This is a genomic window from Paenibacillus sp. FSL R7-0198 (assembly GCF_038000415.1).
GTDB lineage: Bacteria > Bacillota > Bacilli > Paenibacillales > Paenibacillaceae > Paenibacillus.
Window position 1 is genome coordinate 6,472,579 of the sequence record NZ_JBBOCB010000001.1, and the last position, 16,647, is coordinate 6,489,225.

13 protein-coding genes are annotated in these 16,647 nt (G+C 42.4%); 11 read left to right on the forward strand and 2 right to left on the reverse strand.

Annotated features, from left to right (window positions below; translation table 11 throughout):
- Positions 1-6: 6 nt before the first annotated feature.
- A protein-coding gene (locus MKY87_RS28595; RefSeq protein ID WP_445669403.1) for an IS3 family transposase occupies positions 7-1,169 on the reverse strand; the annotation gives its coding sequence in 2 pieces (ribosomal slippage) (positions 7-905 and positions 905-1,169; 1,164 coding nt in all).
- A 268-nt stretch (positions 1,170-1,437) separates the two neighbouring features.
- On the opposite strand from MKY87_RS28595, the gene MKY87_RS28600 reads away from it, so the two are divergent.
- From MKY87_RS28600 to MKY87_RS28640, 9 genes are all read left to right on the forward strand, one after another.
- On the forward strand, positions 1,438-3,057 hold the full coding sequence (locus tag MKY87_RS28600; RefSeq protein ID WP_340967174.1) for an ABC transporter substrate-binding protein: 1,620 nt from the start codon (positions 1,438-1,440) through the stop codon (positions 3,055-3,057).
- Positions 3,054-3,998, forward strand: coding sequence for an ABC transporter permease (locus MKY87_RS28605; protein ID WP_340967175.1), 945 nt, complete (start codon positions 3,054-3,056; stop codon positions 3,996-3,998). The genes MKY87_RS28600 and MKY87_RS28605 overlap by 4 nt, the downstream gene beginning before the upstream one ends.
- Before the next feature lie 2 nt (positions 3,999-4,000).
- Positions 4,001-4,861 (forward strand): ABC transporter permease, encoded by an 861-nt coding sequence (locus MKY87_RS28610; RefSeq protein WP_340967177.1) that lies wholly within the window; start codon positions 4,001-4,003, stop codon positions 4,859-4,861.
- On the forward strand, positions 4,861-5,613 hold the full coding sequence (locus tag MKY87_RS28615; RefSeq protein ID WP_340967179.1) for an ABC transporter ATP-binding protein: 753 nt from the start codon (positions 4,861-4,863) through the stop codon (positions 5,611-5,613). The genes MKY87_RS28610 and MKY87_RS28615 overlap by 1 nt, the downstream gene beginning before the upstream one ends.
- A gap of 2 nt (positions 5,614-5,615) precedes the next feature.
- A complete protein-coding gene (locus tag MKY87_RS28620) occupies positions 5,616-6,401 on the forward strand; it encodes an ABC transporter ATP-binding protein (RefSeq protein ID WP_340967180.1) in 786 nt (261 codons plus the stop codon).
- Positions 6,385-7,443 (forward strand): pyridoxal-phosphate-dependent aminotransferase family protein, encoded by a 1,059-nt coding sequence (locus MKY87_RS28625; protein WP_340967182.1) that lies wholly within the window; start codon positions 6,385-6,387, stop codon positions 7,441-7,443. The genes MKY87_RS28620 and MKY87_RS28625 overlap by 17 nt, the downstream gene beginning before the upstream one ends.
- Before the next feature lie 2 nt (positions 7,444-7,445).
- The gene (locus MKY87_RS28630) at positions 7,446-8,588 is read left to right on the forward strand and encodes an amidohydrolase family protein (RefSeq protein ID WP_340967183.1); all 1,143 of its coding nucleotides are present in this window, start codon (positions 7,446-7,448) and stop codon (positions 8,586-8,588) included.
- Between the two features lie 143 nt (positions 8,589-8,731).
- Entirely contained in the window at positions 8,732-9,670 is a 939-nt protein-coding gene (locus MKY87_RS28635) for a tyrosine-type recombinase/integrase (protein ID WP_340967184.1), read from the forward strand.
- Between the two features lie 44 nt (positions 9,671-9,714).
- Positions 9,715-10,779, forward strand: coding sequence for a hypothetical protein (locus MKY87_RS28640; RefSeq protein ID WP_340967185.1), 1,065 nt, complete (start codon positions 9,715-9,717; stop codon positions 10,777-10,779).
- On the opposite strand, the gene MKY87_RS28645 is transcribed toward MKY87_RS28640, so the two are convergent.
- Positions 10,774-13,257 carry a hypothetical protein gene (locus tag MKY87_RS28645; protein WP_340967187.1) on the reverse strand — a complete coding sequence of 828 codons (2,484 nt, stop codon included), beginning with the start codon at positions 13,255-13,257 and terminating at the stop codon, positions 10,774-10,776. The genes MKY87_RS28640 and MKY87_RS28645 overlap by 6 nt on opposite strands.
- A 625-nt stretch (positions 13,258-13,882) precedes the next feature.
- Between MKY87_RS28645 and MKY87_RS28650 the strand changes: the two genes are divergently transcribed.
- Together MKY87_RS28650 and glgD are read left to right on the forward strand one after the other, a co-directional pair.
- Positions 13,883-15,052: a glucose-1-phosphate adenylyltransferase gene (locus MKY87_RS28650; protein ID WP_340967572.1), complete on the forward strand. Its 1,170-nt coding sequence runs from the start codon at positions 13,883-13,885 to the stop codon at positions 15,050-15,052.
- A gap of 26 nt (positions 15,053-15,078) precedes the next feature.
- Positions 15,079-16,182 carry a glucose-1-phosphate adenylyltransferase subunit GlgD gene (gene glgD / locus MKY87_RS28655; RefSeq protein ID WP_338594175.1) on the forward strand — a complete coding sequence of 368 codons (1,104 nt, stop codon included), beginning with the start codon at positions 15,079-15,081 and terminating at the stop codon, positions 16,180-16,182.
- Positions 16,183-16,647: the final 465 nt, after the last annotated feature.

Consider the following 16,647-nt stretch of genomic DNA (forward strand, 5'->3'; position numbering starts at 1 on the left):
CGATATTTAAGCTGCGGCCGTTTCCCGGTATTCTACCGGGGAACGGTCGTTTAGTTTTTTCTGAAATCGGTTTTGGTTGTAAAACAATATGTATTCGCTTACTTGCTGTTCAACCTCCGCTTTGTTTGCTGCCTTTTTCAAATAAATTTTCTCAGTCTTCAAATGAGAGAAGAAAGATTCAATACAGGCATTATCTAAGCAATTTCCACGCCTGGAATGACTACCTAGCATGCCGAGCTGGTTCAGTTTACGGTTAAAAGGCTTCGACGTATATTGAAATCCTTGATCCGAATGTAGGATTACGCCACTCAGATCCACGTGCTGACGGAGTCTATCCAGCGTTTCATGAACCAAAGCAAGATCATTTCGTTCAGAAAGATGCCATGCAACAATTTCGTTATTGTATAAATCCTGAATAACAGAAAGATACACAAAGTGTTCTCCAGCACGAATATAGGTAATGTCCGTAACCAGCTTCGTTCGTGGCGTATCCGCCCGGAATTGGCGCTCCAGCCGATTCGGGTTCACCACAGAGGCTTGTTTTCCAAAAAATCGACGTTTTTTTCGAATGACAGAACAGATACCTAATTGTTTCATTAATCGGTACACCTTTTTGTGGTTGACTCGGAGGCCTTCCCGCCGTAAAGCTACGGTCATTCGAAGATAACCAAAGTAGGGATGCACGCGATGGATGGCAAGCAAATGGGATTCTAGTTCCTGTTCCTTGTGTCTACGCTCGTTTGCCGCTGCTAAGCTTTTTCTCCACTTGTAATAACCCGAGCGGGAAACCGCAGCTAACTTCAAGAGCCAAACCAGACCATGGCGTGCTCGCAGGTCCTCAATGATTTGAAATCTGGCCGCTTTACTCGTCACTCCTTGTGTAGATTTGGATACTGCTTTTTTAAGTATTCAATCTCCGCACGCAAGTACGCCATCTCTTCTTCCATACTGGAAAACTTGGTTCTAGGGCGTCCCCGTTTGGGCGTAGCAGGTTCCAGACTCATTCCCTGTTTTGCTTTTGCTGCCCACACTTGTACCTGAGATTTATTTTGAATATCTAAACGTGTCGCTACTTCACGTATACTCATATGTTCTTCGTTGACCAGCCGGACTGCCTCCAATTTCAAATCCAAAGAGTACCGCCGGAATGTTTGTCCTTTTTTAGCCATGAAAAAATCCCCTTCGTTTACATGATTAAGTTCATCTTAACAGATGTCTTTTTTCTCATGTCTACTAAAAGGGGATAATACCAATATTCTGGCTTTTTTAGTGTTGTATGAACTTTAGAGTCCTTTGATTACGAAACCATTTCCTGTAATGGATATATTAGTTTTAATCCCGCTGTAAGCAACAATTTTTGTTTGACAGAGGGATTCCTTTGATCCATAATCAATCCATACTAATCAGATATGAATTATTGGAAGGGGATATTCAGACATGTCACAGTTTAAATTATCAGCCAGAAAGTCATTATGGGTAGGAGCTTTAGCGGTCCTATTATTGGTGATCGTTAGCGGATGCTCCGGGTCCAAGAATGATCCCGCTCCCAATACAGCAGCTCAGCCAGGTGCTAGTCAAGGTACGGATGATAAATCAAAAACAGACGAGACTGCGACAGGAGGGACTTTTGTCTACGGCAGGCCAGCTTCTGTAACCTCGTTTGATTTGCATAATCAGATTACGTCGAACAATGCATTTGCCATTGATAAAGTATTTGAATCTTTGGTTGCTTTTGACAGCAAGGGAGAAATTGTGGACTGGCTCGCCAAGTCACATAAGATCAGTGATGACGGCTTAACGTATACATTTGTGCTGCGTGACGGATTGAAATTCTCTAACGGCAGTGATGTTACTGCGGAGGATGCTGTATTTTCTCTTGAGCGGCATTTGAAAGTTGGAGGCCCGTTGGCTATATCCGCCAAAGTGGATACGATTAAAGCAACGGATAAGCATACGCTGGTTATTACGCTTAAAGAGCCGTATACACCGTTTATTTCCGAGTTGTCCAACTTCTCGAATGGTATTATCCCGAACAATTTTGGTGGAGTTACGGAGGAAGAATTTTTCAAGAAACCGGTAGGTACGGGACCGTTCGTGGTTGAGCAGTGGGACCCGGCAGGCGATGTAACCTTTACTAAGAACACTCATTATTGGCAAGAAGGAAAACCTTCAGTGGATAAATTGGTGTATAAGCTGATTGAAGACGATAGTCAAGCGATCAACCAGCTGAAGGCAGGAGAAGTAGATGCGATTGAATCGTTGGCGCTGCAAAATGCTGATGAAATAAAGAATGGTGCAGATACAACCGTTGTAACAAACGGTAGTTGGGTGACAGAGCAAGTATTCTTCAATACGCTGGACAAGCATTTTTCCGATGTGCATGTTCGTCGTGCCCTGGCTCTGGCACTTGATCGTGACGGTCTGACTAAGGCGCTTACCTTTGGGTATGCACAGACCGCTAATTCATTGTTGCCTACGACGATTCCGTATAATGCGAATGACACAATTAAGGCGCTGAACTTTGATGTAACTGCGGCGAAGGCAGAACTGGCAAAATCGGCTTTCCCGGATGGGTTCACTACAAAATTGCTTGTAGCTTCAGGCAACAGCACCAGAGCGCAAGAAGCGCAAATCATTCAGGCGGCGGGAAAACAAATCGGCATCAACATCGAAATTGAATCAATTGAGCTGGCATCCTTCCGTGAACGATTCTTTGCTTATGATTTTGCAATAATGCTGAATAGTGGACAGGCTGATTCTCCGGAAGCAAACTCGATCATTGCTTTCCAGACCGATCCGGACGGATTCAGTAAATCGTACTGGACACATTACACCAATGATGAAGTAACCAAGCTTCTGTACCAAGGTCAAAAAACGGCGGACGGCGATGGTCGTGCGGAAATCTACTCCAAGCTGCTTCAGACGCTTGCCGATGAAGTGCCTTATCTCCCGCTTTATTATCCGGACATTCTGATCGGCGCTCGTTCTTCCGTAGATGGACTCGTTGTGTTGCCTAATGGCAGCGTGCGGTTCGAAGACGTTCATATTAAGAAATGAAGAAGTTCTGGTTGTTCAGTGTTGTAGGAAGAGCATTGGCAGTAATCCTTTGTGTAATGACAGCAGTCTTTTTTCTCATCCGTATGGTACCAGGAGATCCCGCTAAAATGATTCTGGGGGAATATAGCACGCCAGAGGCGCTTGAGAGCATGCATCATGCTCTCGGGCTGGATCTTCCGGTGGGTGAACAGTACATTCGGTTTGTCAAAACGCTATTCACGCAGGGAGATACCGGCAACTCAATTATAAATGGAACCTCTACCCGAGAATTGATTGCTGACCGGGCGCCCGTCACGTTGTTGCTCATCGGCATGGCTTGTGCTTTGGCCATTGTCATTGCCCTTGTGCTTGCTACGCTGGCAGCTACGCATAAGGATAAGCTGCTGGATCATGTCATACGTATTTTTCCTACCGTAACGCTAGGTATGCCAATCTTCTGGGTTGGCATCCTTTTGATTCTGCTGCTGAGTGTGCGTCTTCACTGGTTTCCCGTTGGTGGAGTCGGCGAAGGGTGGTGGGGCACGTTGTACAGTTTGACGCTTCCTGCCATTACCGTAGCTTTGTCACAGATTCCGACATTGGTTCGTTCATTGAGAGCCCAGATGCTTGAAGTACTGGAATCTGATTTTGTCGTTACTTTGAAGGCGGCGAGATTGCCAAGTCGGGTTATTTTGTTCAAACATGTCCTGCGCAATGCGGCGCTACCAACGCTTATCCTTCTTGGTGTTAACATTTCTTATCTGATAGGTGGGACATTGGTCGTTGAACAAGTATTTGGCATCAAGGGAATCGGCAGTTTGCTGTTTAGTTCTATTTCTAAACGGGATTTCCCGGTCATTCAAGGCATAGCCCTTTACTGTGCTGTATCTGTGGTGATTATTAGTCTCCTGATAGAGATCCTTACCAGGTGGCTTGATCCCAGAACGAAAGGAAAACCATGAAAATGATAGGAACAGAACCTCGGTTATATGAAGAGCACCTGAACCCGACCCTTATAAACCGCATCTTAAGAATCCCTTCCCTGCTTGTGGGAGGTGTTATGTTTGCCGTACTGATTGTCTTGGCTGTGAGCATACCGTTTATTAGTCCGTATGACCCTTCCGAGCAAAATTTGAGTGCTTTTTTGCAGCCTCCTTCTGCCGAACATTGGCTCGGTACAGACCAACTGGGACGTGATTTGTTTACCAGACTGATCTATGCCGCACGAACCGACCTGAGTATTATGGTGTTGGCGGAAATTGTCCCTTTTTGCATGGGGATATTTCTGGGGATGCTTGCAGGGTATTACGGAAAATGGGTAGATAAAATGATATCGTTGATCACGGACACATTTATCGCGTTCCCTTTTTATCTAATCGTCATTATCGTGGCATTTGCCAGCGGAGCAGGTGAGCGGGGAATTTATATCACGTTTATGCTCGTTGGATGGATCGTATTTGCCCGTGTAGTCAGGGGTCTAAGTGCATCTTATCGCAAACAGGAATGGGTGGCTTCCGCACAGACATTGGGACTACCGGGAATACGGATTATACTGCGTCATCTCCTGCCTAACGTACTGCCCCAGGCAGTTGTTGTGTTAATGACGGATATGGTTGGCCTGCTAGTGGCAATTGTTACCCTCGGATATCTGGGCATCGGCATTGCACCGCCTACCCCGGACTGGGGCACAATGATCTCGGATGGTCAATCCTTTATCACAACAGCTTGGTGGCTTTCGGCAGTTCCGGGATTCGCAGTGGTATACACTGGAATTGCTCTGTCCCTTGTAGGTGATGGGTTGGCCGATCTATGGAGGAAAAAATAATGTCCACAAGTCCCATTTTGGAGGTCGAGGCATTGTCACTGTCGACCAAGTCGAATCAAAAATTAGTCCAAGATGTTCATTTCTCGCTCGGCAGAGGGGAGAGCCTGGGATTAGTAGGTGAATCCGGTTCCGGAAAATCACTTACATTGCGTTCCATTCTGGGCCTCCTGCCAAGCGGAGTGGAGCAGACTGGAGGCAGCATTCGAAGTGACGTGAGCAGCGCAATGGTGTTTCAAGACCCGAGAGGTGCGCTCGATCCGCTCTGTACCGTTGTTAAACAACTGGCCGAAGTTGTCTATTACAGGCAAAAGTTAAGCCGGAAGGCTTCAAGGGTAGCCGCACTGGAGTTGCTTGAACTGTTGGGTCTTCCCGACTCGCTGAAGCGTGAGGACCGATACCCTAGCCAACTGTCAGGTGGGCAGTGTCAGCGGGTAGTTATTGCACTGGCTCTGGCTTGCAAGCCTGGCATTCTGCTCTGTGATGAGCCAACAACAGCGCTGGACGTTACGGTGCAGCAGCAAATTATAGATACGATCACCCGATTGCAGCGTGAACTGGGCTTTGCTATGGTATTTGTAACACATAATCTTGCCATTGCAGCGACCCTGTGCTCGAAGCTGTGTGTGATGAAACAGGGGCGAATTGTGGAGCATGGAGATTCACTTGCCATTTTGCAAAATCCACAAAATCCGTACACCCAGATGCTGATTAACTCGGTGCTTCCTTTGCCGGAGCTTGAAGGGAGCGAATAACGATGGAACCAGCTTTACAAATACAAAATGTATCGGTTCGTTATGGTGACTTTACTGCACTGGACCACATAGAATTGAATCTCCAGCATCATACGACACTTGGTCTTGTCGGTGAGTCTGGCTCAGGAAAATCTACTCTTGCGAGGGTTATTGCCGGCTTGATCACGCCCGATGAGGGGCAAATGCTGCTGGGAGATCAAACATTGAAAAAGAAGAGAAGTCGTGAGCAATATAAAAATATACAGATGATCTTCCAAAATCCGGATGCCTCACTGAATCCCAAGCATTCCATCCGGCAGATTCTTGCTGAAGCACTGTTGTTTCATCGGATTGTGGACCGTGCACAGGTGGAGAAAAGATCGAGAGAGCTCCTGGCCCGTGTTCAGTTAGAGAGTAAAGCACTGGACAAGTATCCTCATGAATTCTCCGGCGGACAACGTCAACGGATTGCAATCGCAAGGGCAATAAGCGTGGAGCCGAGCTTGCTCATTGCGGATGAACCGACGAGTGCACTAGATGTCTCTGTCCAGCTAAGTGTGCTTGAACTGTTCAAGTCGCTAAAGCATGAGCTTAATCTTACGTTGTTGTTCATCTCTCACGATCTGGGAGTCATCCATGCCATTAGTGATACGGTAGCCGTTATGCGGCAGGGTCAGCTTGTGGAAATTAGTCCCAAGGAGCAATTCTTCACTCGTCCTGAATCGGCATATAGTCGAGAGTTGCTATCAGCCGTTCCAAAAATGCCAAAATCAATTTCATCAGGAGGTTTATATGAGCCAACCATATAAAGGATTTGTACCGCTTACGCGAAGTGAATACGAGACGCTTACACATTTGCTCTCCAGGCTCTTGTCTACGGAGCATGCCCCGGTGATCATCCCTGGAGAGGCGATCTTGGGTATAGAGGCCGTGGCAGCCGGAATATCTGCGCCAGGTCGCACCATTGTTAATGTCGTGACAGGGCCATACGGCAGTTTATTTGGTCGATGGCTTGAACGCGGAGGGGCAACGGTTATTGAAGTTAAAGTCCCTTTTGATGAAGTTGTACCTGCGGAGGAGGTCGCTGCCGCGATTGAACGGTATAAACCATCCGCGGTATCCTTTGTTCAAGCTGAGGTGGTTACAGGTGGATCCAATCCTGCGGAGGAAATCATAAAGATTGCCCGTGCCCACAAACTGATTACGGTGAGCGACTCTGTCTCGGCAGTTGGGGGAGAGGCTCTACCTGTTGATGAATGGGGCGTGGATTTTGTAGCTATCGGTGCCCAAAAAGCTCTCGCTGGTCCCAATGGCATCAGCGCAGTAAGCGTTTCGCCGCGCGGCTGGAAATTTCTTGAGTCCAATGCGTATGCGCCACGTAACTCCATTCTCTCTTTGCTCGATCTGAAGCCATCTGGGAAGGGGACTGCACCGGTACGTGTTCCTCCCAACATTCCAACGCTGGAAGCCAGAGCACTGATCTCGGCATTGACAGCGATCGAGTCAGAAGGGTTGGAGCAGGTGATCAAGCGTCATGAACGGGCTGCTGCATCAGCCATTGCCGGTATTCAGGCTTTAGGTCTGGAGCCTTGGCAAAAAGATAACAAAACGTATTCTACACTGACTACGACGGTTCGAATTTCCGGGGAAGAGAAGTTGCATATCGATCACCCGATCGGCATTGTTGCTCCGGGGGACGGAGAACTTTTCGGTCAGCTGCTGCGAATTAATCATTTTGGGGCCAATGCATCCTTGTCAGGCGTGGAGGAAGCTGTTGCGACCATTGCGGCATTATTGAATCAGGACCATGAGCAGGCAGTCCAGGCTGTTCGCCTCGTTTGGGGGAAATGAATATGACTCAGGTGAAATCGGAAGATCAGAACTTCAAACATATTTTTATAGCAGGTCTTGAAGGCAAACGCTTCGATATCTCGATTCAGAATGGCCGGTTTGCATCAGTCGTAGAATCCGTGTCACCGTATGATGATCATGTTCGTCCAGATGCTGATTTGTGGATTAGTCCGGGCATAATTGACCTTCATACACATCTGGCATGGACAGACTTCGACCACTCGGATCAATTGAAGCGTGATAAACACGAGATTGAAGTCATGCAGGCGCAAGCTTTTGCAGCCACGCTTAGGACTGGCGTAACCACCGCTCGTGATGCAGGTGGATTGTTGCCAAGCACGGCTCAGCATCTTGCTGAACACTATGGACATCCTCTGAAGGTTGAAACCAGCAGTGATATGTTGGGTGCGGCAGATGCGCGTGGTGTGAAGCATCTGGAGCAACGGTTGAACAATATATTTGATACAGGCGCAGGCTGGGTTAAAATCATGGCAACAGGTGGACTTGGAGCGCCTACCGAACAAGTGTTAGATCCCGTATTTTCGGAGGAAGAGTTTGCATTCATCGTTCGTTATGCACATGCTCATCATAAAAAGGTGCTTGTTCATACCTGGGGAGGCATGACGATCGACTGGTCCATTCAGGCAGGAGTGGAGTCAGTGGAACATGGAATGTTCTTAACCGAGGATCAGACTGGCAGACTTGCTGAGTCCCGAACCGCCTTTGTGCCGACCACATCGATCTATCGAATCGCCGCAGATCCAAAAGGTGTGCTGGCGCTGCCTGCTGTCATTAGTGATCGTGCCGCACGTGCTGCTGAAGCTCATTCCACAGCCATCGGATATGCCAAAAGAGCAGGAGTCCGTTTCGGATTCGGTACTGATTATGCTACACCTGCGCTCCATGGCTACAACCTGCAGGAGCTGGACACACTGATTGACTATGGCTTGACCCGGACAGAAGCGTGGCAGTCTGCGACGACTCATGCTGCCGAAATTCTGGGTCGAGGAGATGAATTGGGGCAGATTGCAGAAGGTTATCTTGCCGACGCCATTATCTTTAATGCCGATCCTTATGAAACGAAAAATGCAGATCAGCTGCGGGAGAGTATTGTTTCCGTCATTACCGGAGCGCAGAAACCATAAATTGGGTTTCTGCGTTTTTTCTTTGCAAGAAAATCAGTATTGGCCAGTCTATAGCACTTTGGACATCTTCACAAATAAGCTGGCATGCGCAATAATGTAGGTCGAGCGACGCGACATATCATATATATACATCAGGAGGCACTATGAAACTCGGCAATCATGATTTAAATACATATATCAAGCAATATGAAATCTATTTAAGCGTAGAACGGAATTTATCCAACAAATCAATAAAAGCCTATCGATCTGACCTTAATCGACTTGTAGAATGGCTCAATGACAATCAATTACATGATGTGAACAGAGATAATTTAAGAAAGTACCTGGAACAATTAACAAGTAAACACACATTGAAAGACTCAACGATCAAAAGGAAATACATATGCTTTAAAGCATTTTTTAATTATTTGGTACAAGAAGGAGACATTGCTGAATCGCCTATCTCTGGATTCGGAAGAAATTTTAAAACAGCAAGACGTATTCCGAAGACTCTCTCTGTGACCGAGGTTGAAAGGCTGTTAAATGCACCACAAGAACATATGAAGCAATTACGTACTATCTTTAGAAAACGGATTAACCAGCGTAATGATGCTATTATCGAATTGCTTTACGTAATCGGTATTCGGATCGGCGAATTAGTGAATATTGATCTGGAGCACATTGATCTGGAAGAAAAAACAGTGTTGATCTTTGGGAAGGGCCGTAAAGAGCGCTTATTGTATATTTCGAGCAACGAGGTAATCCTTAAGATCAAAACTTGGCTTCATGCTCGCGAGCATTTCGATTCCAAGTCTAATGCGTTGTTTATCAATAAGTATGGCGATCGACTTTCAATTTATTCCATTGAAGATATTTACTCTAAATACAGGGACTTGTCTAAAGTAAGCAAAAAATCAACACCACACTACCTAAGGCACAGTTTTGCTACACATCTTCTGAACAACGGTGCAGATTTGCGCTCAGTGCAGGAGATTCTCGGGCATACGAACGTTAGTACAACCCAAATTTATACAGAGGTGTCTGTTGAGCGGAAGAAGGATGTACTGTCGAGGTTCAATCCAAGAAATAACTTAAAAGTGTAGAGTAGAACCTCCAAATAACTATAAATTATTTGGAGGTTTTGTAGGTGGAGATAATTAAAAATTACCTTAATTTAGTGAATTCACAAAAAGAAAAGATTATGGTCGTCATGGTAACTAACGTAGATAATCACACAAGTAAGTTTGACGATTATGAAAAGAACTCTTTAACTTCCGAATATTTAAGTGAGTTAGAATTAGACGAATTAAATCAAGGATTTGAAGATTCTGGATTTCAAACAGTAATTCATTTTGATGAGAAAGAGTTCATACGGCAAATTGTTAAGAATAAGCATCCTATGCTAAATGGCAAGCAAATTGGAATTGTACTGAGCATGGCTCAAAAGGGAAAAAAATTGGGTCGGAAATCATTGTTACCATCCTTTTGTGATCTGTATAATTTAAAATATACGAGCTCTAATCCTTATACCGTAAGCTTGTGTAGGAACAAGTATCATACAGGTATATTATTGGAAGCCCACGGTCTTAAAGTTCCTGAGAGTTGGTTATATAATAAAAAAGGGTGGCTTTTTGGAAAAAAACCACCAGAAGGTCTCAAGGTTATAACTAAGTTGAATAATGAATCTGCCAGTATTGGGATTGATCAAAGGAGTGTTATTATTTATCAATCTTCACTTGATCCAACCATCCACCAACGATGCATGGAGTATGAACAGGAAATCATTGTTCAAGAATTTATTGAGGGTTATGAAATTGAACATCCTTTTATTGCAAATGATAGCATCACACCACTTGTTCCTATGGGAATTCAATTAGCTGAAAAAAAGTTTCTGAACGAACAAATTCTAACATATGAAATACGAGGAAAAGACCAATATTCATTCTACAACTACGGCGTCTACAATGAGAAATTAAATCAAAGATTGATTGAATCCACGAGAAGGATTGCATTAATACTAGGAATCACAGGTTTCGGAAGAATAGATTATCGAATAAATCAAAATAATGAGTTTTTTATAACTGATATTGCTACAAATCCACACATTGTAAAACATAGCTCTTTCCATAATTCATTTAAAGAATTAGGCTATACATACGATGAAATGTTGGCTACTTTAATAGCAGTTACGTTTGAGAAATATGGTTTATGATTCTGACCAAAACTGGATATCTGATACTAAATAACCGTTCCCAAAGGATTTTTCTTTAGAGCGTTCAATAAGCTCTGGATAATTTTTATCAATATATGTAAGCCATTCTTCCCCAGAGATTCTGATATTACTATCAAATATAACTTTTATAATTTCATGGCGCTTGACGTAATAATTCTCATCACCAATTGAAGGTAAGTCAGAAATATTAGTCCACAATTCCATGGCTTTTGGTTTGTTTCCTAATAAATATTCTACAACCATAAGATTGGAATCAATGTAATATTGATAATAAAGTTCGATATTTGATTTATTAATTAGTAAGTTTTTGAGTTCAGTTAGTACACTTAAGGATTCATCCAATTGATTTGTTGCAGCAAATAAAACTGATTGATTTATTCGAAGTAGAATTCGATCCGCACTTGACTTAGTTTCTTTAAATATCTCTGTAAATATCCCTAAGCCTTCTTGGAGGGATATTTTTTTTGCTGCGATCCCACTCAATACAAAATTGTTCAATGCATTTTCAGTTCGAGGAAACTCTATTTCGGGATTTATTGTTATATATTCAATCAATTTATTAGCATCTCTGTGGCTTTCCTCAAACTTCCCGAGAACAAAAGTATTTGCGACATGATTATTCAAAGCAAAGTAATATTGAATTGGATTAAGTGGAGCTCCGCTCTCTTCTGAGGGTCCAAAATATTTAACACTTTTTTGTGTGTTTCTCTGGGCTAAAGAAATGGAATGGACTGCACTTGATTTCCTACGTAATATATTTATTTTATCCTTTGCATTGAGATCATATTCTACTCTTTCGTGTAAATATAACATAAGATCTTTTTCGATCTTCTTGGCACTTTCTTTATCATTAATATGAATGTAACTAATTATTAGAAGGGATAAAATCCTTGACCATAGTTCACTTTCTGCTTCTAATGTATCAAGATCTCTATAGTTTTCAAGAATAGAAACCGAATCTTGTCGATGACTTCTATCAATTTTTTTTGTCAAACACATAGCTAATAGATAGTCTCTTTCTGCTTTCAATACAGTAGGGTATGTGTCTTCAATCCAACTCAAATGTTCAATTGCTTTATCAAATTCTTTATTGTTATATTCTTTATAAGCCTGTTGCATTAGCTCAATATATTCTTCAACATCAAGCTCCTTAATAGAGATGAATATTTCTTCAAGAAATTCGGTTTTTATAATGTCGTTGTTTCTTAACTTTTGTATATATGCTAAAACGTATAGTAAGGCAGCTTCTTTTAAACAGCTTGCTTTCAACATAGCACGTGCTCTTGCAATATAGTCGCTAGGTTTAATTACTTTCAAACATTCAGCGTAAGCATAATAATATGTTTTGGTATCTTCGAGTTTTTTTTCAAACAGACTTCTAATAAATTCATGAATAAAGTTCACTTTTTTATTTGCTTGCTCAACAAAATGTAATTTATTCGCTTCTTTGATTATATATTGTAGTTCTTCTTGGTTTTTATTTGTAATTTTCTCAAGTTCAAAAAAAGTAAATGAAATCCCTAAAACTGAAGCATATTTTAATACTTCATCTATGACTTGTCCAGCTGCGCCAAGGTTTTTCAACCGGTCCTGAATTAATGTTGATATTTGATTAGTATCAGCTAGTTCCTCTAACTTAATAGATGATTGATCGTTTGAATCGTTAAGATAATTTATCATTACTTTTGTAAGATGCAGATGACCACCTGTTATTGAGTACAGATCATTTAACAAATCATTTTTAATACCTTTTTTCAGTCCCATCGAATGTAAAACATTTGTATAGTTCTTTTTCTTAATCACATCCAACTTGAATGGAATGAATTCAAAATTTCCTGAAACATCAATTTTTAAATTTTGATAATTTGCAAGTTCTTCATCAGTCCAATTAATTATAACTACTGCGTTTTTCAAGAATGAATTCTCGTTTTGGTTTTCTTTCATAATTTGATATAACAAATCAGTTGATTTCTCATCCCACCATTGAAAATTCTCTGCGTATATCAAGAATCTTTTTTTACTAATGTGGCGCATTCTGAAAATTATGTCACGTTCAGTATCAGTTAGGTGTGTATTATAGTTTCTAAATTTATTGTTATTATAATTCAGTAACTCATGCACAAAGTTCTCAAGTGCTTTTCCAAACAAGGGTACAGCTCCAGCGGTTTTAGCAACAGTGCTCTTGAAAACTTCATTTTGATGTTTCGAAATGTTTTGTTTTGATGATAGACATTGTTCAATGGGATAGTATTCTCTTGTAATACAATTCTTATCTCCTTCCATAAGAAAAATTTCGAATTCATTGGTTAGAAACAACTCATTAATAATATCTTGACGTAAAAAACTTTTTCCGGTTCCTGAAACCCCTTCAACTATAAAAAAATTACGAGATTCCTTCATTTTATTAAAAATCTCATGTTTTATTTTTCTCTGATGATCTAACAGAGCATGCTTCATTATTAACCTCCAAATAATTTATAGTTATTAGTATGTAACTCTTCGATAAATTGCTTAATGCAATTCTAAGTGCTCCTTTTATACCATATCTATTATTCGACACATTTCTATATATTCCTCTAAATATTTACAAATAAATTGCCATTTCCTGATTCATATGACCTGTATTTCTGGTTTTATAGGTTTACGGGTCTAGAGTGTCACAGATTTACCATGAATTTTCCAAAAGGAGTTTGATTCTCTTTTATCGAATACAATATAAATAACAGCGGCACGAGCACGAAAAAGGGTAATTTCACCCAAAACTTGATGTCGATGTTTTCCAGTAAGATTCCCCAGTCCGTTTCGTGTTTAATGTTAAATAGGAGTAGTCTATTTCATTTGCACGAGTACACCTGAAGTTCTGCATCTAACATTCACCTCTGTAAGACAGTCAAGGCAATTCTACACCAGCATCATCTCTATTTCAGGCTTTACAATCCATGAAGTTCAACTGCAACAAGATTCACCTGTTACACATCTGTACAGCATGCTCCTAATCAAGACAACAGTGTCCACACAACAGAATATCGATTATGGGCTCTGAAATGAATCAGAACGAATGCACGTGGAGGAGGCTGTAATGATGGCGAAAAAAGAAGTTGTAGCGATGCTACTTGCCGGAGGGCAAGGTAAAAGGTTAAAAGGATTGACCAAATCACTGGCTAAGCCAGCTGTATATTTTGGGGGCACATACCGAATCATTGATTTTCCGCTGAGTAACTGCTCTAATTCTGGTATTGATACAGTGGGTGTATTGACTCAATATGAACCACTTGTCTTACATTCCTATATTGGCATTGGCAGTGACTGGGATCTGGATCGGAAAAACGGTGGGGTATATGTACTTCCTCCACATGAACGTGAAGACGGAAGCAGCTGGTACCGTGGCACAGCAGATGCCATCTTCCGTAACCTGAACTTTATTGAACAATTCGATCCTGAGCATGTGCTCATTCTGTCAGGGGATCATATCTATAAGATGGACTACGAAAAAATGCTCCAGTATCACAAAGATAAAGATGCGGATTGCACCATATCGGTCATTGATGTCTCATTGGAAGAAGCCAGCCGTTTCGGGGTGCTGAACACCAACGATGACTATAGCATCTATGAATTTGAAGAAAAACCTCCTGAGCCCAAGAGCACACTCGCTTCCATGGGTATCTATCTCTTCAAGTGGGATGTACTGAAACGTTTCCTGATCCAGGATGAACAACAGGCATCCACCTCCTATGATTTTGGTAAAGATATTATTCCTTTATTGCTTGAAAACGAAAAATCCTTATATGCGTATCCATTTGAAGGTTATTGGAAAGACGTGGGTACCATTCGCAGTCTGTGGGAATCCAATATGGACCTGTTGGACGAAGATACACCGTTTAATCTGAATGATCCGGACTGGCGTATTTTCACACGTAATCCGAACCAACCTGCACAATACATCTCGCCATCGGCCAAGGTGCGGAATTGTATTATTAGTGAAGGCAGTGTGGTGCATGGCGAGGTCAATCATTCTGTTCTGTTCTACGGGATTGAAGTTGGTGAGAACAGTGCTGTCATCGATTCAGTAATCATGCCAAGAGTGAAAATCGGGCAAAATGTACGCATTTACCGAGCTATTATCGCAGAAGGATTGGTTATTCCTGATGGAACTCAGATTTCGCCTGCACCGGGAGATGAGAGTGATATATTGCTCGTGGATCAGGAAGAACTGGAACGTCAGCTTCGCCAAGGAATAACTAGCAAGGCCTAATTGAAGTTAAAAGGACGGTGCATGCGATGAAACAATTGATCGGAGTTATTAACCTTGACCATGAACTTGAAGAATTGAAGGAATTGACGTATTTTCGCTGCGGAGCCGCGGTGCCTTATGCCGGGCGTTACCGTCTGATCGATTTTGTTCTATCCAATATGATGAATGCAGGCATTGAGAGTATAGGTGTATTTGTACGGCGAAAATATCGCTCGTTGATGGACCATCTTGGTGATGGTAAGCCTTGGGATTTGGATCGCAAGCATGGGGGCATGTTTATTTTGCCACCAGACTGGAATGATCCAACAGATACATCACAAGGGGACTTGCAGCATTTCCACAACAATTTGGACTTTTTCCACAGAGGGGCAGGACAATATGTTGTGCATGCAGGCAGTCGCCATGTGACCAAAGCAGACCTCCAGGATGTCTACAGGTATCACATCAGTAAAGGAGCGGACGTTACACTGGTTTGCAAAAAAGTAGATCAGCTGCTACCTGAGCATGACGCCTGTGTCAAAGTTGAACATGACGGGGACGGTAACGTGGTGGACATTCACCAAAGCGCTAATCACCCGAATATATATACAGAAATTTTCATCATGGAAAAAGAATTGTTCCTGCGCCAGGTGCAACGCTGCATTGATCATGGCGAGAGCCATTTCTTCCGGGATGTGATTCAAAAAAATCCGGATGGATTGAATATCGCTGCGTATGCATATGATGGCTATCACGCAGTCATCAATTCCATTGACAGTTATTATCGCAACAGTATGGATCTGCTGAACACAGGGCAATATGAACAACTGTTCAAGGAAGATCCGATCCAGACGAAAATTAAATACGAAGCGCCTGCCAAATACCTGGATACCGCCGATGTTAAACATTCACTTCTCGCGAATGGCTGCATCGTAGGGGGAGAGGTGGAGGACAGCATTCTGTTCCGTGGTGTACAGGTGGCCAAGGGTGCCAAAATAAAAGGTTCCATCATCATGCAGAAATGTTACATTGGTGAGGGTACCGTACTTGAGAACGTCATTCTCGATAAAGACGTGAAGCTGACCGGAGGACAGACGCTGATCGGTGCCCCGTCGAATCCATACATTTTAGCAAAAAGCACTATTATCTAATCCCCACACGTAACCGATATCTTCTATAAATATATATAAAATAAAAATCCTGTAGGATGGATTTAAGATTCATACACTTTCGACGCATCGGGTACTACTGCTAGAGCTTTTCATACGTGCAAACGTAGTGGAGGGGACGAAATCGATTCTGAAGCGTAGCGTTCGCCTAAAAGCTTTCTGCAAGAAAGCTGCTTCGAAAGCATATGCTGGCTTCAAATTTTACCCTTGATTATATAAATTCAACTTAAACATTTACACAAAACGGAGAGGACAGAAATGACCTGAAGAAGCGTAGCGCTCGCCTTTATCCCCGGATTTTCCCATTTTAAAAAGGAATCAAAAAAATCTGGGGATAACAGCGATCGGAAGGTTATTCTGTCATCGAAGTGGCCAGTGTAAATATGATTTAGTTCAATGAATATAGGCTAATCGAGAATTTTGGAGACAACAGCGATCATAAGAACG